The sequence below is a fragment of the Dyadobacter jiangsuensis genome, assembly GCF_003014695.1.
Taxonomy (GTDB): Bacteria; Bacteroidota; Bacteroidia; order Cytophagales; family Spirosomataceae; genus Dyadobacter; species Dyadobacter jiangsuensis.
Genome location: NZ_PYAS01000001.1, coordinates 17,124 through 41,268, shown reverse-complemented (window position 1 = coordinate 41,268; position 24,145 = coordinate 17,124). Strand labels below are relative to the sequence as shown.

17 protein-coding genes are annotated in these 24,145 nt (G+C 54.1%); 10 read left to right on the top strand and 7 right to left on the bottom strand.

Annotation, left to right across the window (positions count from 1 at the left end; genetic code table 11):
• Positions 1-7: 7 nt before the first annotated feature.
• The 10 genes from CLV60_RS00170 to CLV60_RS00125 all read left to right on the top strand — a co-directional run bounded on the left by CLV60_RS00170 (position 8) and on the right by CLV60_RS00125 (position 13,060).
• Positions 8-1,453: a RagB/SusD family nutrient uptake outer membrane protein gene (locus CLV60_RS00170; RefSeq protein WP_106593375.1), complete on the top strand. Its 1,446-nt coding sequence runs from the start codon at positions 8-10 to the stop codon at positions 1,451-1,453.
• A 60-nt stretch (positions 1,454-1,513) separates the two neighbouring features.
• Positions 1,514-4,306 carry a hypothetical protein gene (locus tag CLV60_RS00165; RefSeq protein ID WP_106593374.1) on the top strand — a complete coding sequence of 931 codons (2,793 nt, stop codon included), beginning with the start codon at positions 1,514-1,516 and terminating at the stop codon, positions 4,304-4,306.
• Positions 4,307-4,375: 69 nt separating this feature from the next.
• A complete protein-coding gene (locus CLV60_RS00160; RefSeq protein ID WP_106593373.1) occupies positions 4,376-5,719 on the top strand; it encodes an aspartate aminotransferase family protein in 1,344 nt (447 codons plus the stop codon).
• Positions 5,720-5,738: 19 nt separating this feature from the next.
• The gene (dgoD, locus tag CLV60_RS00155; RefSeq protein ID WP_106593372.1) at positions 5,739-6,917 is read left to right on the top strand and encodes a galactonate dehydratase; all 1,179 of its coding nucleotides are present in this window, start codon (positions 5,739-5,741) and stop codon (positions 6,915-6,917) included.
• Between the two features lie 32 nt (positions 6,918-6,949).
• Positions 6,950-7,717, top strand: a complete 768-nt coding sequence (locus tag CLV60_RS00150; RefSeq protein ID WP_106593371.1) for an SDR family NAD(P)-dependent oxidoreductase — start codon at positions 6,950-6,952, stop codon at positions 7,715-7,717.
• Between the two features lie 8 nt (positions 7,718-7,725).
• Positions 7,726-9,102, top strand: a complete 1,377-nt coding sequence (locus CLV60_RS00145; RefSeq protein WP_106593370.1) for a hypothetical protein — start codon at positions 7,726-7,728, stop codon at positions 9,100-9,102.
• The gene (locus CLV60_RS00140) at positions 9,099-10,670 is read left to right on the top strand and encodes an SLC5 family protein (protein ID WP_106593369.1); all 1,572 of its coding nucleotides are present in this window, start codon (positions 9,099-9,101) and stop codon (positions 10,668-10,670) included. Before CLV60_RS00145 ends, CLV60_RS00140 begins: the two co-directional genes overlap by 4 nt.
• A gap of 75 nt (positions 10,671-10,745) precedes the next feature.
• Positions 10,746-11,387, top strand: coding sequence for a GntR family transcriptional regulator (locus tag CLV60_RS00135; RefSeq protein WP_106593368.1), 642 nt, complete (start codon positions 10,746-10,748; stop codon positions 11,385-11,387).
• Positions 11,388-11,497: 110 nt separating this feature from the next.
• A complete protein-coding gene (locus CLV60_RS00130) occupies positions 11,498-12,373 on the top strand; it encodes an SMP-30/gluconolactonase/LRE family protein (protein WP_106593367.1) in 876 nt (291 codons plus the stop codon).
• Between the two features lie 60 nt (positions 12,374-12,433).
• A complete protein-coding gene (locus CLV60_RS00125) occupies positions 12,434-13,060 on the top strand; it encodes a GntR family transcriptional regulator (RefSeq protein WP_106593366.1) in 627 nt (208 codons plus the stop codon).
• Positions 13,061-13,079: 19 nt separating this feature from the next.
• Here the strand turns inward: CLV60_RS00125 and CLV60_RS00120 are convergent, their stop codons facing one another.
• The 7 genes from CLV60_RS00120 to CLV60_RS00090 form a co-directional block, all read right to left on the bottom strand.
• On the bottom strand, positions 13,080-14,270 hold the full coding sequence (locus CLV60_RS00120) for a glycosyl hydrolase family 28-related protein (RefSeq protein ID WP_106593365.1): 1,191 nt from the start codon (positions 14,268-14,270) through the stop codon (positions 13,080-13,082).
• Positions 14,271-14,371: 101 nt separating this feature from the next.
• Positions 14,372-15,832 (bottom strand): RagB/SusD family nutrient uptake outer membrane protein, encoded by a 1,461-nt coding sequence (locus CLV60_RS00115; protein ID WP_229210752.1) that lies wholly within the window; start codon positions 15,830-15,832, stop codon positions 14,372-14,374.
• A gap of 17 nt (positions 15,833-15,849) precedes the next feature.
• A complete protein-coding gene (locus CLV60_RS00110) occupies positions 15,850-18,933 on the bottom strand; it encodes a SusC/RagA family TonB-linked outer membrane protein (protein ID WP_229210751.1) in 3,084 nt (1,027 codons plus the stop codon).
• 66 nt (positions 18,934-18,999) lie between these two features.
• A complete protein-coding gene (locus CLV60_RS00105; RefSeq protein WP_229210750.1) occupies positions 19,000-20,520 on the bottom strand; it encodes a PQQ-dependent sugar dehydrogenase in 1,521 nt (506 codons plus the stop codon).
• A complete protein-coding gene (locus tag CLV60_RS00100; RefSeq protein WP_106593363.1) occupies positions 20,520-21,581 on the bottom strand; it encodes a dihydrodipicolinate synthase family protein in 1,062 nt (353 codons plus the stop codon). Before CLV60_RS00100 ends, CLV60_RS00105 begins: the two co-directional genes overlap by 1 nt.
• A 120-nt stretch (positions 21,582-21,701) precedes the next feature.
• Positions 21,702-22,718, bottom strand: a complete 1,017-nt coding sequence (locus CLV60_RS00095) for an NAD-dependent epimerase/dehydratase family protein (RefSeq protein ID WP_106593362.1) — start codon at positions 22,716-22,718, stop codon at positions 21,702-21,704.
• A gap of 2 nt (positions 22,719-22,720) precedes the next feature.
• Entirely contained in the window at positions 22,721-23,929 is a 1,209-nt protein-coding gene (locus CLV60_RS00090) for an Nramp family divalent metal transporter (protein ID WP_106593897.1), read from the bottom strand.
• Positions 23,930-24,145: the final 216 nt, after the last annotated feature.

Below are 24,145 nucleotides of genomic sequence, written 5' to 3'. Positions count from 1 at the left end.
TACTGACATGAAGATCAATAACAAATACACTGCCCTGGCGCTGGCCATGCTCATGACCGCCACGTCTTGCAGCGACAGTTTTCTGGACGAATCCCCTACTACGGCCATCTCGGTGGAGCACGCCATCAAAACCGACGGAGATATGATGGAGGCCACCGCAGGCATGTACCGCGTGCTGCAAGGTTACTACCTTTTCGGCCGGAACGCCACCGTTTTCGGCGATATGCTGGCCGACAACGTCTACCTGAGCAGTTCCAACTCCAACCGGCTCATCCCGCATAACAATTTCACGTTTGTCGCCGGAAATGCCGAAACCAGAATGCTCTGGCAACAGGCCTACTATGCCATTTTGCAAGCCAACCGGATCATTGGCTCGGAGATTGCCGAAAATGACAACGTGAAATACCTGAAAGGCGAAGCCTATGCCGTACGGGCGTTGTGCTACCTCAACCTGGTCAACTGGTTTGCCACCCCGCACACCGTAAACCCCTCCGCTCCGGGTGTGCCCGTCGTGACGGTTTCGACCGACATCGCGGGGCCGTTGGCCCTGCCGGCACGAAACACGGTGGCGGAGGTCTACGCCCAGATATTGAGTGACCTGCAAACCGCATTCGCGATGATGCCTGCCGCCACTCCCACCATTCATATTAACAATACCAATTTCTTCTCCAAATACGCGGTTAAAGCATTGGAAGCAAGAGCCCAACTCTACAAAGGCGACTATCAGAAAGCGAAGGACGCAGCACTGGAAGTTGTTCAGAATGGTGGTTATACCCTTTCAGCTACAAAAGCGGTATTCACCGCCTACTGGGCCGCCACCACGCCGCGCACCGACAAGCTCGAAACGCTGTTCGAACTGAACAACTCGGCCATTGCCAACAATGGCGTAGAGGGAATGGACTGGATGTATGCCAAAGGCGGACTCGGGGAATTGCTCGTGACCGATGACACCTACGCCATTTACAGCCCGACAGACATGCGAAGGGAGCTAATTCTGGACGGTACCCGAGGAAATAATCAGGTATATTATGTAAACAAATACCAGAATACCGCCAATACCGATCGCGACGAAATCAAGATGCTGCGATACGCAGAAGTGATACTGACACTCGCGGAATCGTATGCAAGGCTGGCCGACAACACCAATGCCTTGCAATACCTGAATATGCTCGCACAAAACCGCGACCCCGAGCAAAAGGCATATACCTTGACAGGCAGCGAGTTGATCAACGCGGTCCTGCTCGAACGGCGGAAGGAGCTCGCATTCGAAGGCTTGCGTTTCTTCGACCTGACGCGTACCAATGCCAGCTACACCCGGCAAAACATGGGAGCCAAGGCCGCTGCCATTTATCCGACGGTAACCACCACCGATTTCAGGAGGCTCCAACCTATTCCCGAACTGGAAATTGCAGCCAATCCTAACGTGAGCCAGAATCCGGGGTATTCCAATTAAATCTTACGGAAAAGGAAGACCGGAAACGCTGGAATCCGGGGCTTCCTTTTCCTCTTTGCGATGAACGTAATTCAACACAACAACAAACGAAAGACCGGCAAAACGCCGCGGAAAATACGGCTGGTGCTGACGATCCTCTTCTGGGGGTTGCTCCCCTTTGGGACAAGCGCTCAGTCATATTACAACAACAATGGCGAAATCGTCCTGAAAATCAATGCGTCGGAAGGCCAAATCAATAAGGCGACGACAAAAATCGTCCGTACGGCCGGGGATGCGAGGTCGAAAACATGGCTTGCCCGAAAAAGTGCCGGTCCCAGATCCGCCGCCGATTCGGTGGGGAAACCGGACGTGATTTTTAAGGTAAAACTGCCGCACGCGGGCCTGTACTACCTGCGTACCTACGCGATCGAAACCGGGCAACCAACCGGCAAAACATCGCATATCGGCATTCAGATCGACCACCAGCGGGTAACGCGCCGGATTGTTTTCGATTCGTACCACGGCGCTGCCCAGGTAGCCGGGAAATTCCATTTCACCGGCCAGCATCAGGAGCTAAAACTCTGGCTTCCGTCCGGAATCCAGCTAGCGGTCGTCGAGTTCAAAGAGTTTATCCCCCCTGCGGTTCCCGAAGCCGTCAGGAACTACACACCGGGCATCACGCCACCTGCCAGCCGGCCACGCCTTTGGGTTAACCACGAATCTTTGCCCGTCGTGCGCGGGCGGCTCACCCTGGGGGAAAACAAGCCGGAATGGGAGAAGGTAAAAGCGGCCGCACTGGCGCCGTTCCGGTTCGACTTCCAGCCTGACCACGAGATTTTTCACCGGGAAGACGTCGAGAAAGCGGCCGAGACCAAGGCATTTTATTACCTCATGACGGGGGATAAAAAAGTAGGTTCGGAAGCGGTGACGCTGATGCGCAACTACCTGTCGGTGCTGGAATTCGGCAACATCACCTACGGGGATATTACCCGTGAAGTCGGCAGGGCTATTTACACCGCCGCGCTCGTGTACGACTGGTGCTACGATTTACTCGATGCCACATCAAAAAAGGAGCTTTTCGACCAGATGCATAAACTGGCCATCGAAATGGAAATCGGCTGGCCTCCATTCGACGAATCGCTGCTGAACGGCCATGGCAACGAGGCCCAGCTGAGCCGCGATCTGCTCGCCATGAGCATCGCCGTGTACGACGAAGACCCGGAACCCTACCGCTACACCTCCTACCGTATCCTGGAACAGCTGGTACCGATGCGCAAATTCGAATACCAATCGCCCAGACACAACCAGGGCGTCGATTACGGCGCCTACCGCTTCGGCTGGGAAATGCACGGCGTGTGGCTATTGTACCGCATGAGCGGCCGGACCAGTTTTGACGACAATATCAAAAACCTGCCCGATTACTGGCTTTACATGCGCCTGCCCGACGGTTATATGCTCCGCGATGGCGACATGTTCAGCATCAAGAACAAAGGGACGCAACCCGGATACTGGAAACACCCCCAAACGATGCTCCTCTCCTATGCGTATTCGAACAATCCGCTCATTAAAGGCGAATTTGAAAGGCAGGGCGGGCTCCCCGACAACCCGGTACTGTACCTGTTGGTCAACGACCCGGCATTAAAAGCCGACCACGACCTCACGAAGCTGCCACAAACCAAGGATTTCGGAAAAGTACTTGGCTCGATGGTTGCCCGCACAGGCTGGGACAACACCCCGAGCAGCAACGACGTAATCGCGGAAATCAAAGGCGGCGGGTATAACTTCGGAAATCACCAGCATGCCGATGCCGGCGCCATGCAGATTTTCTACAAAGGCATTCAAATGGGCGATATCGGCTTATACTTATCCTACGGCCCTCCCTACGACATGGAGTTTAACAAGCGCTCCATTTCGCACAGTACGATGCTCGTGCTCGACCCGGACGAACAGCTGCTGTTCCGTACCAAAAAGCACGACGGCGGTTCGAGGTTCAGCCAGCGGTTTCCGCTGTCGCCCCGGGAAACGATGAGCGATCCGTGGTACAATTACGGTTCGGTCGTTTCCTCGCATTTCGGCCCCGACGCTGTCAAACCCGCATATAGCTATTTCAAGGCCGACCTTACGGCCGCCTATACCGGAAAGGTCAGTCACTTTACCCGCGAGTTCTGCTTTCTGGACTTGAACAGAAAGGATGTACCGGCGGTGATCATCCTGTCCGACGACATCGCGAGTTCCAATGCCGATTTCACCAAATACTGGCAGATTAATACGATCAATACGCCGGACACGACCGGCTCTGCAATTGGCCTGCACAACCAGCTGAATGGTGTTACAGGAAAAACACATGTGCGCATGCTCGTACCTGCCCCCGCCGACCGAACGCTTGAAATCAAAAGCGGCAAGGAGGCGAACAGCACATTCGGGCAGCAATTCGACGTCAAGTCCGACAAGCCGGAAGCCAGCGGGCACCGGATTATGGTTTCCCCGAAAGGAAAAAACAAGCAGGACCGCTTCCTGACGGTCTTTCAAATACTTTCCGATAACACCCAGCCTTTGCCGGTGCAATTCTCCGAAAGCGACGGACGCTACCTGCTGACTTTCGCCGACCGTGTGGTGAGCATGAATGCCTCGTCCGACTTCGCCGCATCCGCATTCAAGGTAAGCGCCCCCAACGACACGACCTACCAGTTGATACTCACCGGATTACAGCCCGGCTTCTGGTCCGTCAAGGCAAAAAATGGCGCTGCGCCCACGAACTACGACGTCAAACCCGGCGAGAACACGCTCTACTTTACCTCCGCCGGAGGGCATTTTGAGGTGACGCCCGGACGGACCCGGGAAACGCAGGACGTGCAACCTCCCGCCAGGCCCTGAAATGAATAAAGAACAATCCATTAGAGTCATAGTAACCAATACAATTTTAATTTAACCGAAGTGAAGGATATGAGCACGCTGAGCAAATCATCTGCAATTTTAAAACACAATGAAAATTACATTCCGGGAGGGGTTGTGTCACTCAACCGCAAGTCGGACCCGAATATATGTTTTACCAAAGGAAATGGAAGCCGCGTATGGGATGTGGACGGCAACGAGTACATTGACTATCAGGCTGGCTTTGCCGCTTCCTTCCTGGGGCACAACGACCCCGATATTAACCGCGCCGTACGCGAAACGCTGGAACGCGACGCCGTGCTGATGGGCGCCGGACCGACAGACCTGGAAGGCATTTTCGCCGAAATGTTCATCCAAAGCGTCCCTACCGCCGAGAGCCTGCAAATCACAACCACCGGCTCCGAAGCGACCTACCATGCGATCCGGATCTCCCGCGCGGTGACCAAAAAACAGCACGTGATCGTGATGCAGGGCGGCTATAACGGCTGGCACAACGATGTGGCCTGCAATGTGATCAGCAGCCTCGCCGACGTAGGCCCGCGCGTAAGCCCAGGCGAATATCCGTTCGACTCGCTGTCGGCGGGTATCCCGGATGTCCATAAATCCCTGGTACACATCGTCAACTATAACGACCTGGCTTCGGTCGAATACATCATCAAGCGGTATGAGGTGGCCTGTATCATTCTCGAACCGCTGCTGCAAAACATCGGGATCGTCAAACCGAAACCGGGCTACCTCGAAGGGTTGAGAAAACTGGCCGATGCGCACAACTTCCTGCTCATTTTCGACGAGGTCAAAACCGGCTTCCGCCATGCGCTGGGCGGTTACCAGAGCATTTGCGGCGTGACGCCCGATCTGAGCACTTTCGGGAAAGCCATTGCCAACGGGTTTCCGCTCGGTGTAATCGCCGGGAAGAAAAAGTACATGGATTACTTCGTTCACCCCGAAAAAGAACACCGGGTGCTGATCGCGGGCACCTACAATGCATTTCCGCTGACGACCATGGCGGCCATAGCGACACTGAAAAAGCTCGCGTCTGCCGAGCATGACGTGTACGGCCATGTGAACAGGCTCGGTACGATGCTCGAAGACGGGCTGAACGCCATATTCTCCGAAACCGACCAGCCCTATTACCTCGCTCGCCAGGGCTCCGCATATTGCCTTTACCTGATGGATCACGCACCGGCGGACCTGCACGATATCCTGAACAACCACGATTTTGCGCTCGACAAAGCCTATCGGCTCGCATTGATCGAAAAGGGCATTTACAACTTCCCGCTGCCGATCAAGCAGGGCAGCATATCCTTCGCCCACACCGAAAAGGATATCGAGATCACCCTCGACAAAACCCGCGAGGTGGTGAGCAGCTTGTTCAAAGGGGTTGTCGCACAGTAAAATACAATAGATAGTTCAGATGAAAATCACCGCCATTGAAACCAAAGTTTGCCATGCCCGCATGCGCAACTGGATATTTGTTAAAATCATCACCGATCAGCCCGGCCTCTGGGGCTGGGGCGAAGCTACGCTCGAATGGCATACCCGCTCGGTAGTCGGCGCGATCGAAGACCTGTCGCAACTGCTCATCGGCGAAGATCCCCGCCGGATCGAGTACCTGTGGCAAATGATGTACCGCCAGCACTTCTGGCACGGTAACGGTGTCGTGCGGGGCACGGCCATCAGCGGCATCGATATCGCTTTGTGGGATATCCTGGGTAAAATACATGGCGTTCCCTGCCACGAACTGTGGGGCGGCCGCGTGAGGGATTACATCAGGCTGTATTGTCACCTGGGTGGCGGCAAAATGGAAGATTTCTACGAAACGCGGCGAGACGACGCCAAACGTTTTGGTGAGCTCGCTCAGAAGGCCGTCGAGGACGGATTTACGGCCTTCAAGTCGATGGCAGTGCCCGAAACGGCTCCTTTGGAAGGCTTGCAGCCCGTGCATTACGCGGAAGCATGCGTAGCCGCCATGCGCGAGGCAGTCGGCGATTCGATCGACATCATGGTCGACTGCCACGCGCGGCCTTCCCCGCGCATGGGAATGCTCTTCGCAAAGGCCCTGGAACCTTACGGCCTGTACTTTTTCGAGGAGCCATGCTGGCCCGAAACCATGGAGGATATTGCCCTGATCCAGCGCGCGGTCAAAACGCCGATCGCCAGCGGCGAGCGGCTAACGGGCATCCACGCATTCAGGGATATGCTCGAAAAGCGTTCGGTAAGTGTGATCCAGCCGGACATTACCCATTGCGGGGGATTGAGTGAAGTCCGCAAGATTGCCGCGCTGGCCGATGCCTATCGGGTATCCATCGCGCCGCACAATCCGCAGGGGCCTGTGAGCACGGCGGCTTCGATAGAATTTGGATTTTCGGCCCCTTCGTACATCATTTGCGAAAGTGTTCACAACGATGTAGAATGGCGGCAGGATGTCGTACAGGAAGGATTTGTGGTGGAACAAAAAGGGCGCATCGTAAAACCGAACGCATTGCCCGGACTGGGAATCGAGATCGACGAAAAGGAAGTAGCCAGGCATCCGTTCCAGCAAGAGGTATTGCAGCGCAGTTTTTACAAGGACGGAAGCGTAGGTGACTGGTAACAGACCAGCACCTTCAAAACAGCAGACTATCAATGAATAAAATCTTTCAAGAACAGGTGGTCGTGATCAGCGGCGGGCTGGGCGACATCGGCAAGGCCATTGCCCTCGCGTTCGCTTCCGAAGGGGCGTCGGTCGCCATCGGGGATATCAGACCTGCCCGGGAAGCCGAAGCGTTACTTGCAGAAATCACGTCGCAAGGCGTGCAGGCTCATTACCGGCAGGTGGATGTGGCGCGCCCGGAGGAGGTGGCCGGTTGGATCGGAGCGGTGGAAAACGCGCTGGGTACCCCGCAGATTGTCATTTCCAATGCCGCCACAGTCACCATAGCGGGTATCGAAACGGTGAGCGACCAGCAGTGGGCGAACGAGATCGATATTAACCTCAACGGCTCTTTCTACCTGAGCCGCACCGCAGCGTCCCGTATGATTGCCGCGCAGATCCCGGGCAGGATCCTGTTCGTGGGCAGCTGGGCAGCCCATGCGGTACATCCTAACCTGCCCGCCTACTCGGTGTCCAAAGCCGGCGTGCGGATGCTGTGCAAATGCATGGCGTTAGAGCTGGCGCCGCACCAGATCCTGGTCAACGAGATCGCTCCCGGCTACGTGGAGGCCGGTCTGAGCGCCTCCATCTGGAAAACCGCACCGGAACTCGCCGAACAGGCCCGGCAACGCGTACCTGTCAAAAAACTCATTACCACCGGTGAAGTAGCCAGGCAGGTATTGCACCTGTGCCACCCCGACAATGTCCACATGACCGGCAGCACGCTGCTCATGGATGGCGGCCTTTCCCTATTAACCTGAGAACATCTATGTCCTACCCTATTGTAGCCAACCCTTCCTTTTCAGGACTGATCGGCGTATCGCAGGCAGTCATTACCCCTCCGGCGGGTATTTATGCAAAAAACTGGGGTGCCGCCACGCACGAAACCGCCGAAGGCGTGCACAAACCACTGTACTTGACCTGTATCACATTCAGGGCGCCCGGAATGGCCGACCCGCTGGTGCTGATCGGGGCGGACCTGGGGTGGTGGAAAAGCGCCGATGACGAAAAGTTTCTGCGGAACGGGATATTATCGAAAACTGGGCTTCCCGTCGAAAACCTGATGTTCTGTTTGTCGCATACGCATGCCGGCCCGAGCCTTTTCCGCGAGGATGCCGGCAAACCCGGCGGGCACCTGATCGAACCCTATTTGGCCGAAGTCCGTGACAAATCCATCGCCGCCATTCGCCAGGCGATGACCGCTGAAACTACCGCTACGCTGGCCTGGAACTACGGAAAATGTACGCTGGCCGTCAACCGCGATTTGCCGGAGCAGGGAAAGGACCGCCTGCTGGTGGCGATGAACCCCGGCCAGCCTGCCGACGATACGCTGCTGGTAGGAAGGATTACCGACTCCCAGCACCAGATTATCGCCACGATCGTCAACTACGCGTGCCATCCAACCACCCTGGCCTGGGACAACAAGCTGATATCGCCCGACTACATTGGCGCGATGCGTGAAATGGTGGAAACCACCACCGGAGCCCCTACCTTGTTTCTGCAAGGCGCGTCGGGTGAGCTTTCCCCGAAAGACCAATATGTGGGAGACACGGCTGTCGCCGACCGCTACGGCCGACAGCTAGGCCATGCCGTGCTGTCGACGCTGGAAGATATGCTGCCCGCGGCCACCGGCCTCAGTTTTCAGGGAGCCGTGGAATCGGGAGCACCGCTGGGTATCTGGGCCCAAACCGCGGTAACGCCTCCCGGAACCGTCGCATATGCCCTGACCGACATCCCTTTCACCCTCAAAGAAATGCCCTCGCTGGCCGAAATTGAAGCGGAGTGGGCCGCCTGCGCCGACGCCGTGACGCGGGAAAGGCTATGGCGAAAAAGGGGAATCCGAAAGACCGTTGGCGACGGCGGCACCAGCCATATGCCGTTATGGATATGGCGCCTGGGTGACTCCCTGCTCGTCGGCCAACCCAACGAGGCCTATTCCGCTTTCCAGCAGCAGCTACGCGCCGAATTGGATGGAAAAGCAGTGGCCGTGATCAACATTGTGAACGGTTATGCGGGCTATCTGCCCCCTGAAAGTTTGTACACCGAAGACACCTATGCCGTCTGGCAGACCCCATTCGAAGCGGCTTCCCTGGAACTGCTCATCGAAAAAACCATTGACATCGCTCAAAGAATCCTCCGAGAATGAATATAAACCTGACCCTGGCGGATGCCGTCATTTTTGGCCTATACATATTGAGTATTCTACTGCTTGGCCTGTACGCCTCCCGAAAAGGCAAGCAGACCAAACGCGACTATTTCCTGGCCGGCGACAAGCTGCCGTGGTGGATGATCGGCGGGAGCATCATCGCTTCCAATATCAGCAGTCACCACCTGGTGGGTGCGATGGGCGCCGCCTATAACCGGGGCTTCGTCGTGATCGCGATGGAATGGGGCGCGATCCTGATCGGCTTCAATGCGCTGCTCTGGATTTTCCTGCCTTTCTACATCCGCAACGGGTTTTATACCATTCCTGAATTTCTGCATAAAAGATTCGGCACCGCCGCCCGGAGCACGTATTCGGTATTGATTTTAATGACTTACGTTTTTGTGGAGATCGCGGCCGTACTGTACCTAGGGGCGCTTTCGCTCCACGCGCTGCTGGATATTCCGGTGATCGTCAGCATTATTTTACTGGCGCTGCTCACCGGCCTCTACACTATTCTGGGAGGCTTACGGGCGGTAATATGGACGGAAATGCTGCAATTGGTCGTGCTCGTGGCCGGTGGCATTATCCTGACGATCGCGACGCTGAATGCTACCGGGGGCGTAGAGTCCGTGCTGGCAACCACCAAGGACTGGGAGCTTATCCTGCCTTCGGACGACCCTGATTTCCCCTGGACGATGTACCTCGGCGGCCTGCTCTGTATCAGTATTTTCTATTGCGCCACCAACCAGTTTATCGTGCAGCGCGTGCTGGCCGCCAAGAACGAATGGCATGCGCGGATGGGCGTCATTTTCGGGGATTATCTCAAATTCCTGGTGCCACTTATCATTACCATACCCGCGCTCGTCGCTCCCCGGCTGATTCCGCACCTGGATAACCCCGACCTGCTTTTCCCGATGCTCGTAGCCAAGCTGCTACCTTCGGGGCTGGTGGGGCTGGTCATGGCCGGACTGATTTCCGCCGTCATGTCGCATTTGTCCGGCGCGATCAATTCCTGCACGACGATCTTGACCGTCGATGTATACCTGCCCCATTTCGCAAAAAATGCCTCCGACCAGCAGGCCGTTCGCTTCGGGCGTGTCGCCGGAACGCTCATTGTGGTGGCGGGTATCCTCTGTACGGGACTGTTGATGAACTATTCCGATAAACCGGTTTTCATTTACCTGATGAATGCGTATGGATTGTTCACGCCGGGGATCGCAACCATGTTTCTGATGGGAATCTTCTGGAAACGAACCACGCAGGCAGGTTCATTGACTGCCGGAATTTTGACCATCCCACTGTCGCTGCTGATTGAATTCTCCTTCCCGCAAATGCCGTTTTTCAACAGAACGGGCATCGTGTTCTGGATATGTATGCTGCTGTGCTTGGTGGTGAGTATGATGACCAAGCCCAAGCCGGAAGCCGAGCTCTCCGGGCTGATCTGGAACCGTGAAAGCCTTCGCCTCCTGCCGGAAGAACGTGACCAGCAGCGCGGCATTCGCGACCCGTTTTACTGGTGGGCCCTTATTACAGCTGCCGTACTGTTTTTCTATATTCGTTTTGCCTGACCAATGGGGGCAGTTCCCCAATAGGTATTAACTATATAAATTCGTTTATTTGAATTAATACTTTTTGTATACACAATGAAACAGGACTCACAGGCCAGCAAGGTATACGTTGAACTGAGGCGAAAAATCCTTTCCAATCAACTCTCGGCCGGAAGCAGGCTGAAAGAAGACGCCTGGGCTAAAAAAATGGAAGTCAGCCGGATATCTGTCCGTGAAGCGCTGACCCGGCTTTTAGGGGAAGAACTCATCGTTTTCGGGGAGAAAGGCGGCTATTTCGTCAAATCGCTCACTGCTCAGGACGTCAAGGAAATACGCCAGATGCGGCAAATTTTCGAAATTGGCGCGCTCAGACTGATCTTGCAGAACAGAGACCCGCAGGTGATCACCAAACTCGAAGAAATCTGCGACGACTTTTCTACGATGATACAGCGCGGGTATCTTGGCGGCGCGTGTGAGGCCGATATCAAATTCCACGAGACGCTGATTGCCAGTGCCGGAAACGAGAAGTTAAAAATGTTGTATCAGGTTAGTAACATTCCCCTTTTTCATCAAAAACTGGGACAAGCCCAGTCACACATGGACGACTACGAGCTCACCGATACAGAGCACCGGCAAATCCTGGAAGCGATCAAAGCCAACGACCTGGATTCAGCCGAAGCTTTATTAAACAAACACCTGCTTAGAGGCGAAGCTGCCGTGCTGGAAGGTGTTGATTAGTAATTGCAGCAGTGCAGAAGTCATCATATCAGCTTTTATGTTTACATTATTTGATTATATTTGCATACAATATTTAAGTTTTACCTTCGATCAGTATCTACCCGGCGATCATGAATTGGGAAGTTGCGGGTAGTTTCCGCTGTCATTTAGGAGAGGGACCCGTATGGGACGTGGCAAGTCAAAGCGTGTTATGGGTTGATGTCGCCGAGGGCAATATTCACCAGCTCTGTGTTGATTCGGGTAGCCACTCCAAGTATTTCACAGGTCAACAAACAGGATCAATAGCGCTGGAAGAGACAGGCATGCTGGTAGCAGCCCTGCAAAACGGTTTTTTCCTGATCAATCTGCGGGACAAAACGCAAGTTCCGCTCGCAGACCCTGAACGGCATTTACCCGGTAACCGTTTCAATGATGGCAAATGTGATCCTGCCGGACGTTTTTGGGCAGGAACCATGTCGGTTCAAAACGAGCCGGGGGCAGGTAAACTCTACTGTCTGGACAGGGACGGTTCGGTATCGGCAAAGATCTCCGGAGTCGGCTGCTCCAACGGGCTCGCATGGAGCCCGGACCAACAAACGTTCTACTTTATCGATTCGCCGGCCCAAAATGTGGTTGCCTATGACTACGATGTGGCCACAGGCAAAATCTGCAACTCCCGTACAATCCTGGAAATACCACGGCAAAACGGCATTCCCGATGGGATGACGATCGACACGGAAGGTATGCTCTGGATTGCCTTGTGGGGTGGCGGCAAAGTTATCCGGGTCTCCCCCGAGACCGGTACCATCCTTGATCAAATCGCGTTACCGGTAAGTCAGGTAAGCTCCTGCACATTTGGCGGGGCGGGCTTACGTGACCTGTACATTACCTCGGCTAGCATCGGCCTGACTGACAAGGAGCTGCAACAGCAGCCACTGGCCGGTTCGCTTTTTGTTTGCAAAAACACTCCATTTCAGGGATATGAGCCCCATTATTTCGTCAGGTAAATACGTAAAAATAGCTCGCTTTGAGCGCTGTTTTTACTTCCTTGAAGCAAAAATTACTACATGAAGGATGTTTCGAAAGCCACTACGGCTTATAATGAAATTCGCAAACGCATATTGTCCAATCAGGTTGTGGCCGGTGCCCGGCTCCGCGAAGATGAATGGGCGAAAAAACTGGATGTCAACCGGGCAGCGGTGAGAGAAGCCCTCACCCGATTGTTAGGAGAACAACTGGTGGTACCAGGCGAAAAAGGCGGTTATTTCGTCAAATCGTTCACGGAAGAGAACGTGACCGAGATCCGGGAACTGCGCAAGGTTCTCGAACTGGGTGCGCTGGAAATTGCGATTGTCAAAATCAGCCCGGAGGATCTGCAAGAGCTTTCGACAATTTGCGACGAGTTTACCGCCATGGTGGAAAGGGGCTATTATGGTGGCGCCCTGGAAGCGGACATGAAATTTCACGAAACCCTGATCGCGGCATCAGGCAATCAGAAGATCGCGGGTATCTACCATTCGAGTAACATTCCCTTGTTTCACCAAAAACTCGGCAAGATCAAAAGCCACCTGGACGACTACCTGCTGACCGATCAGGAACACCGGGAAATTTTAGCGGCTATTCGAAATGCAGACCTGGAAAAGGCGCGCGAAGCACTTTCCAGGCACTTGATGCGCGGGGAAGTATATTTGTAATGACCGCCCGGCAGATTTCCTATGGGTTGCTTAGTAGCTCGATGTCCGACAGCCTGATTTTGGAAATATTCGCTTTCCCGAAATCGATAAAAGCATTGCTGCTCAACCCCTCGTAAATCGTCGAAACATTGCTGATGTGAAGCTCACGTACGTCCATCTGGTCGTCAAACCGCAACGTTGGTTCGGCATACCGATTCTCGAGTCTGGCAACGCCGTCGATCACCAGCCGGTCAATTTCCGAGTTTTTGAATGTAATTGCCGCGTACGAGGCGTGTAAATCCGGATGTTCAGACCGGGAATAAACGTTGGTGCCTTCAACATGGGAAATGCTCACGTTGGAAAAATAGCCTTTCTGATCGAACAGGCTGTAAAACAACACCGAGGCCGCGGCCGTGTTGCCTTTGACATTGTCGATCGTGATGTTCGAAACGCGTGTGCGACCGAATGTGTAGAATGCAACGCCCTTCAATGCCGGAATGGAATCGTAAATGCTTTCCGGGAAGATATTACGGACCGTAACATTTTCGTAGTTTCTGGCTGAAAACGGCGACATTTTGCCCTGAAAACTGGCCCCACCCGACGCAAATGCAATCAGGTCGTCGTTAGTAAAACCCGAAATATTCTCGATGAGCACATTGTTGCCTCCTCCGGTCACGCCGTCGCCGTTATGATTCAATGCGCTGGTGAACCGGGCGTCGCGGAAGGGATTTTGCTGAAAGCGGATGTCGTGGATGTAAACGCTATCGCATTCCATGTAGGCAATCCCCCAACTGCGGGTACTGTCAATCTGCAACTTGCCTACTTCCAGGTTTTTGACTTTATAAAAGAAAAACCCGAAACAGAAGTCCGAATTGTCGACCTTGTCACGAATCGTACGCGTCTGCGTCCAGGCGTTGCCATTCCACTTCCCGCCAAAGACCTTTATATTCTCGTTGCCGTTAACAATGTCCTTGTTACGAAGCAAATACTGGTTCGACGATTTCTTTAATTCCAGATAAGCCCCTTTATCGGCGACGAGCGTGAAGTTGGAAGGGATCAGCAACGGGGCCGAGAGCAGGTAATGCCCGGCTGGGATTTCCAGGCGGTTGGTTCCCTTTTGAGCGGCACGGTCGATGGCCTTTTGCAAGGCCTTGGTATCGTCTTGCTGACCCATTGCGTAAAGTGCGGTGCCAAAGACCAGGAGAATCGCTAACAGGTGCTGATATTTCACGGATTCGGGAAGTTAATGAATGAGAAGGCTGTAAAAATAAGGGTTTAGGTAGAGACTGCCCATAGCCGGTTGTTGCCGGCTATGGACGTCGAATTAACTGCTTAATATCCGTTGTTCTGCTTCAAATTGCTCGACAGGTCGATCTGCGCTTGCGGAATCGGGTATATTTTCATGAAATCCTTGGGCACAAGATTCACTACCACCGGTGTTTTTGCCGCATAATTGTACAGGCGTTCTTCCTGCGTCATAACGGTCAGATACTTGCCGGTGCGCACCAGGTCGAACCAGCGCTCATGCTCGTAGGCGAGTTCCAGCTGCCGCTCGTTGAGGATAAGGTCCATCAAATCGGCGGCCTCGGTGCCTTTGTAGTTATGTGTTGCATTTCCGAAAGCGCGTTCCCTGACTTTATTAAGCTGGATCAATGCATTGGCCTTATCGCCCGATTTGAAAAGTGCTTCGGAATACAGCAGCAAAATGTCGGCATACCGCAGCACGGGGATATCGATACCCGACGCGCCATAGGAATGCTTGACGGCGTATTTACTCACATACGGGTAGTAAATCGGCTCGGCGTTGGGCTGTGCGGGCGAAGTCCACCATTCCTGAACAGTGGCCGCTTTACGCTTGTCGCCGGTTTCGTATTTTTTCATCAGACTCCACGACGGCAGGGAAGTCTCCGCGCCGCGGTCGGCGATCCCGACAAGGCCGCCGTTGGGCGTGTAGGATGTCGACAGGCTTTGCCCGTTTGTCCCATCCACGTATTTGACGGTAAAAAGTACCTCGTCATTGTCCTCCGATTCGAGCTTCCAGAGTGAAGCAAAGTCGCTCACCAGTTTGTAGTCCTGTTCGTTCACCAGCTTTTCCAGTTGCGTTTTCGCGTTGGCCCAATCCTGGCGGTACACATACACTTTGCCTAGTAAACCGGTAGCCGCCCCTTTGCTGGCTCGCCCGGTGGCGATGGACTTCCGTGCGGGAAGTTTGGCGATCGCGTCGGTCAGGTCCTCGATGATCAGCGAGTAGATCTCGTCCTCGGTCGATTTCGGCAATGCGGCCGCTTCGGTAATCGAAATTTTATCGACGACTTTGGGGACACCCCCAAAAACCCGCACGAGGTCAAAATAAAACAGTGCCCGCATGAATTTGGCTTCACCGATGTACTGGTCCTTCAAACCCGCTCCGTAGTTGGTAGGCGTGTCGATATTGAGCAACACCGCATTAGCCCGGAAAATACCATTGTAGGTCGTATTCCAGAATGCGGCTGTCAATGCATTGTCGGCATTCACAGTCAGGAAGTCGACGTCGTTGGAGCCGGCAATGGTGGTGTTGGCCGACATATACAGATTATCCGCCGGTACTTCCATCAGCAGGTAGTCGGTCTGGCGACGGGTTTGCAGCGAGTTATACACGCCCAGTACAGCCTGGTTAATATCGTTGGCCGTTTTATAGAAGTTCGTCGGCGTGAGCACCGATTCCGGTGTGAGGTTCAGCAGCTTGTCTTCACAACTGGTCAGGCCCAATGTCATCAGCATCAGGCCGGTTTTAATATGTTTTGTGATTTTCATGTTCCGATTTTCAAGCATTAAAAGTTGAAATTGAGACCCAGCGTATACACACGGTTGATCGGCGTCGCTCCGTTGTTAAAGCCTGGCTTACTGCCCGTTCCGGCAATTTCACCGCCGGTGTAACCCTCCGGATTGTAGCCGTGAAAACCTTTTTTGGTAAACATGAAGGGATTCGCGAGCGAGGCATACACGCGCAGACCCGACAAACGCAGCTTTTGCGAAACAGTAGAAGGCACCGTATAACCGAGGTTGATATTGCGGACGGCCAGGAATGAAGCGTCCTCGATGTAGGCATCCGACGAGGACTGGTAAGTGAGCTTGCTCAATGAGCTCGCGGGTACCCTGCCATTGCCCGGCTCGGCTTCCGACCACCACTGCGTGTCTACCAGCGAGCGGCGCATCGCTCCCAGTAGCGCGCCCTGGTAGTATTCGTTTTCAAAATTGTACATTTTGGCACCCACGGAGGCCTGCATGGCAATGCTCAAGTCAAATGCCTTATAAGCGAAGTTGTTGATCAAACCGAAATATGCTTTGGGCTGAAAGTTGCCCAAAATCACTTTATCCGCCGAGGTGATCTGGCCGTCGCCGTTCACATCCTGGAACTTGGGGTTACCCGGCACCGATCCTGCCAGGACCGGCGAGTTCTTCACATCCTCCGCATTTTGCAGCACGCCTACGATCTTGTAGCCATAATAGGAGAACATCGGCTGCCCCAAACGCAGAATCCAGCCCATTCCATAAGTATCGGTGGTAATGCGTTCCTGTACGCCACCCAGGTCTTCGACTTTGTTCACGTTCCTGGCCATATTGAATGAAGTCTCCCATTTGAACTCCCCTACCAGGTTTTTTGTGGTCAGTTCAATTTCAAAACCTTTGTTGCTCACACTGCCGACATTCGATAACGAGCTGGTAAAGCCGGTCACCGATGGGATCGACACATTGTAAAGCAGCCCACTCGTGCGTTTGTCATAATAATCCAGCACCAGGTTCACCCGGTTGCGAAACAGCCCCAGTTCCAGCCCGAAATCGTAGCTTTTGGTTTTCTCCCAGCTCAGGCTATTGTTACCGTAAGAGATTTGAGTCTGGCCTTTGGTGAGGGTATTGTTGGGCGAGTAGTATACATCGCCGATTTGTCCGAGGTATTCAAAATCGCCGATGTTGAAGTTACCGGTAGCTCCGTAGCTCGCGCGCAGTTTCAACTCGCTTACGGGGCGGACATTTTTCATGAAATCCTCCTGCGAAATGCGCCATGCCACGGAGGCCGACGGGAAGTACCCCCATTTGTTGTCGGGGCCGAACCGCGAGCTACCGTCGGTACGGATCGAGGCAGAAAGCAGATATTTGTCCTTAAACCCATAATTCACCCGGCTGAAATAAGAAATCAATCCCCATTGCGACCTGGACGAGGCCGAAGCCGAAGGGTTGATGATCGCATTATTGAGCGTATGGATGATATCATTATTGAAAGAACCGTTCACCGCCGCCAGCGAGGAGCTGCTCGAATTATATTTCTGGTAGGAAGCACCGGCGATCGCACTCACATTGTGAATGCCTTTGAAAGTGTTGGTGTAGCTCAAAACGTTCTCATTGGCAATGCTGGTAGTCGAGCTCAGCGCCTGCGAACCGGAGTTCAGACCGGTACTGGTCGCCCAGGAGGCCTGGAAGCGATCGGTGGTGTTCGAGGCGAGGTTGGTGCTCAGCGAAGACCGGAATGAAAGGCCTTTGGCCAGGTTCAGGTTGATAAACGCTTCGCCCAGGTTGTTAACGGTCGTACCGAAATAGTAGCTGCCGTCCAGCGTGGCCATCGGATTGGCCTGCCCGCTCACCACCGCGCCCCAATACGAACGCGCGTTCGGATAGGTACCGTCCGGATTTTGCACAGCCACGAAGCTGGGGAACTTCACATAGTTGTTAATGTCCGCAGATGCAAAGCGGCGTTTCGAATATGACGGGTTCAGCATGAAACCCAGGCTCACCACCGAATTGACGGTCACGTCCACATTTGCACGCAAGCCGTAGTTCTTGTACCAGGTGTTTTTCAAAGTCCCTTTCTCATCTTTCAGCGTACCCGATACGTAATACCGTACATGGTCGTTTCCTCCACCCACCGACAAATTGTAGTTCTGAATGGCAGCGCTTTGCATGACTGCGTCTTCCCAAACCACATTGTTACCGTTTTTCAAAACGTCGCTCACCTGGTAGGCATTCGGCCGGCGGGAGTCGCCCCACACCGGGATACTGGTGTCGCCGCCAATCCATTTGTACTCGCGGTTCTGGTAACGTACCGCGTAATCGTAATACTCCTGCCCCGTGATCCAGTCCTTATGCCCTTTGGCATTGGCCACACCGGCATATGCATTGAAATTGAATTTAGCCTTACCCGATTTACCCTTTTTAGTCGTAACGATAATCACGCCGCCCGCGCCGCGTGAACCGTAGATGGCCGCCGCAGAAGCGTCCTTCAAAACCTCTATTGACTCGATGTCGTTGGTACTCACGCTGCCGAGGCTCCCACCGGGAAAACCGTCAATTACGACCAACGGGTCGTTACCCGCGTCGATGGAGCTCGCACCGCGGATACGGATCAACGGCGCGCTGCCCGGCGAGGTATTGTTTTGGGTTACGTTCACCCCCGCAAGCCGCCCCGCCAGTACCGATTCTGGCCTGCCGACCGGAATCTGATCAAGGACGGTGTTCTCGACCTTTGCCACAGATGCAGTCACCGAACTTTTCTTCACCGTACCATAACCAACTACCACCAGCTCGTCCAGAACGGTATTGTCCTGCCGCAGCACCACCCTAATCACCGTTTGATTGCCCACCGGCACCTCGACTTTTTTGTAGCCGATGAACGAGAACGTCAGTACTTCGCCTTGTGCAGCCTGGATCTGGAATTTGCCATCCACATCCGTAGTGACACCTTTGCTCGTACCTTTGATAACCACGCTTACTCCGGGTAAAGTGGCGTTGCCAACGCTATCCACTACCGTTCCCGACACATTGCCGGCATCCTGGGCCTGTAACCGGCCCGACATACACAAGGCCAGCATCAGCATCATCGCCAGCAGAGGCCTTTTCAGGTAAAACTTCATTTGGATCATAGGGTATTTGGGTTTAACTAAATATACAATTGGTGACGTGCGCGTGCCCGAAACCGGGCAAATGGATTACTTGATTCGCGTCTTAGCAACATCGCTGACACTGACGGGGTCGAGGTCCTGGTTGAAAGACTGCCGTACATAAGTCCCGATCTCGGCAATGGACTCATCGGGCAGAAAGCTCATCGCGGGCATATGCTGATCGAACTCTTCGCCCTGGACAGTTATCTTCCCCGAAAGGCCATTCAGCATAATTTGTACAAATTGGTCTTTATCTTTCACCTGCTGCGTGCCGTGCAGGGTCGGAAAAGTACCGGCGACGCCTTTGCCGTCGGGCTTGTGGCAGGAAGCACAATACTGGCGATAAAGCCTGGCGCCATTCGATACGTTATCGGTCACGGCCTGGCTTTGCGCTTTGCGGGCGAGCAGGTCCGCCTGTGTACCGCGCGTAATGCGCAGGATGCGGTCATCCTCCGGTTTTGGGAAACCGCTGCCGGGATTCCAGTCGCGGTTACTGGTCGAAACGTAAATGCTGCCGTCGGGAGCCACGCACACCGCACGCAGACGGCCATAGCTCGCATCCAGCGGAATACTTTCCGACACAATGCTTTCGCCTTTCGCGTCCGTTTTCAGCACCCGCAAATCGGCTTCCTTCAAAGTAGTGAGCAGGATCGCGCCTTTCCATTCAGGGAACAGCCTGCCTTCGTAAACAGCGATTCCCGCAGGGGCGATCGTGGGCGTCCAGGCTTTGACCGGCTCTGTTACTTTCACCGAGTCACAGAATGCCTTTTCATTGGGCTGATCGCAAAAACCTTCGACCTTCGGCCAGCCGTAATTCCGGCCGTTACGGATGATATTCAGTTCGTCTTCGACCGCATCGCCGTGCTCGGAGCTGTACAGAATGCCGTTCCGCCCGTAGGCCAGCCCCTGGATGTTGCGGTGCCCCCAGGACCATACAAGGCTTCCCTTGATCGGGTTATCGGCCGGCACGCTTCCATCCAGATTCATTCTGAGCACTTTGCCGTTCAGTGAGCCGGTATTTTGGGCGTTGGTGATGGTAACCGCGTCCCCGGTAGCGAACATCAGTTTACGGTCAGGTGAAATCACGATCCGTGAACCATTATGGCCGGTGTGAGCAGGGATTTCCAGCATCGTCAGCGGGTCGGCAAGCCGGTTCTGGCGGTAAGTAAACCGCACCAGCTTTGTTGCAATAGCCGAATCCTTTTTGCAGGTGTAATCCACATACACATAGGGTTTCCGAGGAAAATCAGGATGCAAAGCCATTCCCAGCAGGCCTAGTGAGCGGTGGCGATACACCTCGTCGATTTTCACGAGCAGCTGCTTCTCTCCTGTCTTCGGATTGAGCCTGCTGATACTGCCGCTCTGCTCGGTATACCAGATCCAGTTATCCGGTCCCCAGACCATTTCCCAAGGTACATTCAGCCCGGAAGCCACTACGTGCACGTGCACGGAAAGGGGCAAAGAATCAGGTTCAACGGGACGTTGCGGCGCTGTCGCATCGCGACCGCCTGTCACGAATACCGCCGCAAAGGCAGCTATCCAAACCGGTATGGAACGGAAGAAATCCATCAGATCACATTTACTTCATTTTCAAGAAAGCGCGCCACGAACGTATCGTCGACGAGTTGCGGATAGGCGTCGATCACACGCGTGATTTCTTCAAACTGCCCCGGCGAAAGCGTTTCTTTGGGGTTCAGCGTCCAGATGCCGTCCATCAGGCCCTGGCGGCGCAGTACCTCGTGCACGCCGGTAATGCAGCCGTGAAACGCATTGGCCGGATCGAAAATCGCGGCGTTCATGTCCGTAACGGCAATATTCGTGGCGAGCATCGAAGCCGCATCGGCATAATCGGTGGTGAGCGTCTGTTTTACTGTCACGAGCAATTCCACGGCCTTTTCCGTCCAAACCGCCCAATGCCCGAGCAAGCCACCCACAAAACGCTTTTCGATTGTTTTTCCTTCTATTTCAAAACGATAGGGCGTCAAAAGGTCGGCTACGATATTGTCGTCGTTGCCCGTGTAAAGGGCAATTTCATCGCGACGGCCCGAATGCGCCACCGCCCGAACAACATCCAGGGTCTGGTAGCGGTTGAATGCGGCCACTTTAATGGCGTACACATTGGGAATCTCGGCAAACTGCTGCCAGAACTCGTAGCTGTAAACGCGCCCGCCGATGGCCGCCTGCAAGTAAAACCCAAATACGGGAATCACCTCGGCAACCTTTTTAACGTGCTCAATAATCTCGGATTCCGGCTGCGTTTTGAATGCCGCCATGCTGACAAGCCCCAGGTTATAGCCCAGGTTCACGGCGATTTCAGCCTCCTTCAAAGCCTGCACCGTCAGTCCGCAAATGCCGGCTACTTTGATAAACGGGCGTTTCAATGCCGCCTTATCGACTTCATCTGCCGCTATTGCCAGCACTTTTTCAAACAAATTCACCTCGGGATCGCGGATCTCAAACTGCGTGGTATGCACACCAACCGCCACGCCACCGGCCCCGCTGGCCATATAATAGCGCGTCAATCCGCGCTGCTTCTGCTCGTCGAGCTGCAATTCGTGCGTCAACGCCAGCGGATGCGCCGGTATCACCGTCCCTTCAAAAAGCAGCCTTTTGATATCTTCTCTCAACATAACCTATTCATTAACAACATTAAACAACAACTACTTCCCCCCAAACTCCCCTCCTCCCTTTCCTCCATCCTCCCTTTCTTCCCTTTCCTCCCTTTCCTCCATCCTCCCCTTCTTCCCCGATTAAAACTGCCCCTTCCGCTCCTGGAAATGCGTCGGCTTATTGATCGTCTTGCCGCCTTCGAGCAGCCATTGCGCGGTAATGCCGATCATTTGCTTCAAAGTCGTGCGCGGATAGCCGAACAATCGGAACGATTCGGCCGCATTGCTTAAAAGCGCGGTAGCCTGCTCCTCGCCGGTAAACTGCGGTTCGATGTTGAATATACGTCCGAACTCCCCGGCCAGCCAGCGTAGTGAGACCGTCTCTGGGCCGGTAATGTTCAGGGTCTTCGAAGGCGAGTCGCAATGCAGCAGCGAGCGGATCGCCATTTCATTGGCATCTCCCTGCCAGATCACGTTCACATGCCCCATCGTCACATCCAGCGGCTTGCCGTTCAGCACCGACTTGGCCACTTCCAGCAGCACGCCGTATTTGAAATCGATCGCGTAGTTCAGCCGGTAAAGCAGGATCGGTGTGCCGTAAACCGATGAAAAGTACTGGAACATCCGCTCGCGCCCAAGACACGACTGCCCATATTCCCCTACCGGGTCGGTGCGCATTTCCTCCGTGGCCCCGCCCGAGCCCACGGGCGTGAATGGGTACACGTTGCCCGTCGAATACACCACAATGCGCGATTTGCGGAACTTCTCCGCCACACGTCCCGGCAGGTAGGTGTTCATCGCCCAGGTGTAGGGCTCATTGTTGGACGTCCCAAATTTCTGTCCGGCCAGGTAGAGCACGTTTTCAACCTCCGGCAGGTCCTGCAATTGTGAATCGTCGAGAATGTTCGCAACGATGGTTTCAATGCCTTCCGCATTCAGTTCTTCCACCAGCCCTGGTTCGCTGAATCGCGACACGGCGATCACGCGCTTATCCAGACCGGCCCGTTCGATGGCCTGCATGGTGAGCCGCGCTATGCTCGGGCCGATTTTCCCACCCGCACCGAGGATCATAATGTCGCCTTCGATACGCTTCATATCCTCGACCAACGCCTCGGACGGGCTAAGCCATTGTTCCTCAAAAGATTTACTACCGTTCATTTCTATTTAAAAAGCGGATTGTTGAAAAATAATTCTTTACTGTTAATGATAGCCAGGCTGAACACGATGATCAGCCCGATCCCCGCCACCACTTTCACAAGCGGGCTGTTGACCTTATCACCCATGATCTTGCGGTCGTTGCCCACCATATACAATGCGGTCCCGATAAATGGAACCACAAAAATCGTGACGCTCTGTGCGAAGACGATCAGTTCGAGCGGCAACTTGCCAAACCGGATCGCGATCGTCGCGCCGATCACCATCACCAGCGCCACCAGGTAACGCACTGATTTTGAACTAAAATTACTTCCAAGACCCAGCGCATCGCCCAGCAAAGTGCCGCCTACCGACGCATTGCCGATCAGCGACGAGAATGCCGCACCGAAGAGTCCGATCAGAAATAAAGTGGATGCATTGCTGCCGAAAATCGGTTCCAGCGCCTTGGCCATATCGGTTGCCGAGTTCACGGCAATGCCTTTCGGATGCAGCACCGCCGCCGCACAGATGATCACAATGCTGCACATGCCGCCGAGCAGGATAATGCCCGTGGTGCTGTCGTTCTTCGTGCCGCGCAATTCGGGGTTGATTCGGATACGCTCCTGAATAAGGTAGGACTGGTACGACGCGCCGACGATCGAAAAGCAGGAGGCGATAAAGGCAATGATCAGGCCCGTCGAACCTTCGGGAATCGTGGGTGTGGTGAAGCCTTTCGCTATTTCTACCGGATCGGGATTGGCCCAGAAGAATGTGGTCGCGAACGAGAACAGTTTCACAAAAATCAGGATGACCATCACACTTTCCAGCACTTTATAAAAGCTCCGAAAAAACAACAGACTGATCCCGAACGCATTGAGCCCGATAATCCAGGGCACCGGCGAAGTATGGAACAACTCCCCTACCGCAATGCCCACGCCCACCGAATTGCCCGCCTGGAATGAGGTCGTAACCAGGAATACCCCGATACCCATCGCGACCGATGCCGGCTTGCCCCATTTCTGCTTCACGGAAGCCAGCAACGACTGGTTCGTAGCCACGCCGATGCGTGTAGACATGGCCGTGAATACGCCCATGAAGAAAATCGCAACAACTACAATCCACAATAGCGAGTAGCCGTACACCGCGCCGAGTTTGGAAGTAATAGTGAGCTTGCTGGGCCCGAACACGAGCGCCGCGGTGATCATCCCCGGCCCCAGCGTTCTGAGCCATTTCATAAATTTTTCTTTGAAGTTTTCCAAGGTAAAAGGGTTTGTGTTGGATTGAATTTTGCGCTGCCGGGCAAATTACGGGCACGTGCCCGTAAAGGTAGAAAAGAATTTTATAATTCCACTTTTTGGCAATTTATATCTATTAAATTTTGTCATTTTCATGCGGACAGGAGTTTCAGCTACCCTGGTCGACCTTTTACAGTATATTTTAAGATTTGCACT

Excerpts from the sequence above, each read along its gene's own strand:
- CLV60_RS00135 (WP_106593368.1), top strand. The coding sequence starts at position 10,746 with ATGAAACAGGACTCACAGGCCAGCAAGGTATACGTTGAACTGAGGCGA.
- CLV60_RS00140 (WP_106593369.1), top strand. The coding sequence starts at position 9,099 with ATGAATATAAACCTGACCCTGGCGGATGCCGTCATTTTTGGCCTATAC.
- CLV60_RS00165 (WP_106593374.1), top strand. The coding sequence starts at position 1,514 with ATGAACGTAATTCAACACAACAACAAACGAAAGACCGGCAAAACGCCG.
- CLV60_RS00115 (WP_229210752.1), bottom strand. The coding sequence starts at position 15,832 with ATGAAAATCACAAAACATATTAAAACCGGCCTGATGCTGATGACATTG.
- CLV60_RS00110 (WP_229210751.1), bottom strand. The coding sequence starts at position 18,933 with ATGATCCAAATGAAGTTTTACCTGAAAAGGCCTCTGCTGGCGATGATG.
- dgoD (WP_106593372.1), top strand. The coding sequence starts at position 5,739 with ATGAAAATCACCGCCATTGAAACCAAAGTTTGCCATGCCCGCATGCGC.
- CLV60_RS00105 (WP_229210750.1), bottom strand. The coding sequence starts at position 20,520 with ATGGATTTCTTCCGTTCCATACCGGTTTGGATAGCTGCCTTTGCGGCG.
- CLV60_RS00125 (WP_106593366.1), top strand. The coding sequence starts at position 12,434 with ATGAAGGATGTTTCGAAAGCCACTACGGCTTATAATGAAATTCGCAAA.
- CLV60_RS00100 (WP_106593363.1), bottom strand. The coding sequence starts at position 21,581 with ATGTTGAGAGAAGATATCAAAAGGCTGCTTTTTGAAGGGACGGTGATA.
- CLV60_RS00145 (WP_106593370.1), top strand. The coding sequence starts at position 7,726 with ATGTCCTACCCTATTGTAGCCAACCCTTCCTTTTCAGGACTGATCGGC.
- CLV60_RS00095 (WP_106593362.1), bottom strand. The coding sequence starts at position 22,718 with ATGAACGGTAGTAAATCTTTTGAGGAACAATGGCTTAGCCCGTCCGAG.
- CLV60_RS00150 (WP_106593371.1), top strand. The coding sequence starts at position 6,950 with ATGAATAAAATCTTTCAAGAACAGGTGGTCGTGATCAGCGGCGGGCTG.
- CLV60_RS00160 (WP_106593373.1), top strand. The coding sequence starts at position 4,376 with ATGAGCACGCTGAGCAAATCATCTGCAATTTTAAAACACAATGAAAAT.
- CLV60_RS00130 (WP_106593367.1), top strand. The coding sequence starts at position 11,498 with ATGAATTGGGAAGTTGCGGGTAGTTTCCGCTGTCATTTAGGAGAGGGA.
- CLV60_RS00170 (WP_106593375.1), top strand. The coding sequence starts at position 8 with ATGAAGATCAATAACAAATACACTGCCCTGGCGCTGGCCATGCTCATG.
- CLV60_RS00090 (WP_106593897.1), bottom strand. The coding sequence starts at position 23,929 with ATGAAATGGCTCAGAACGCTGGGGCCGGGGATGATCACCGCGGCGCTC.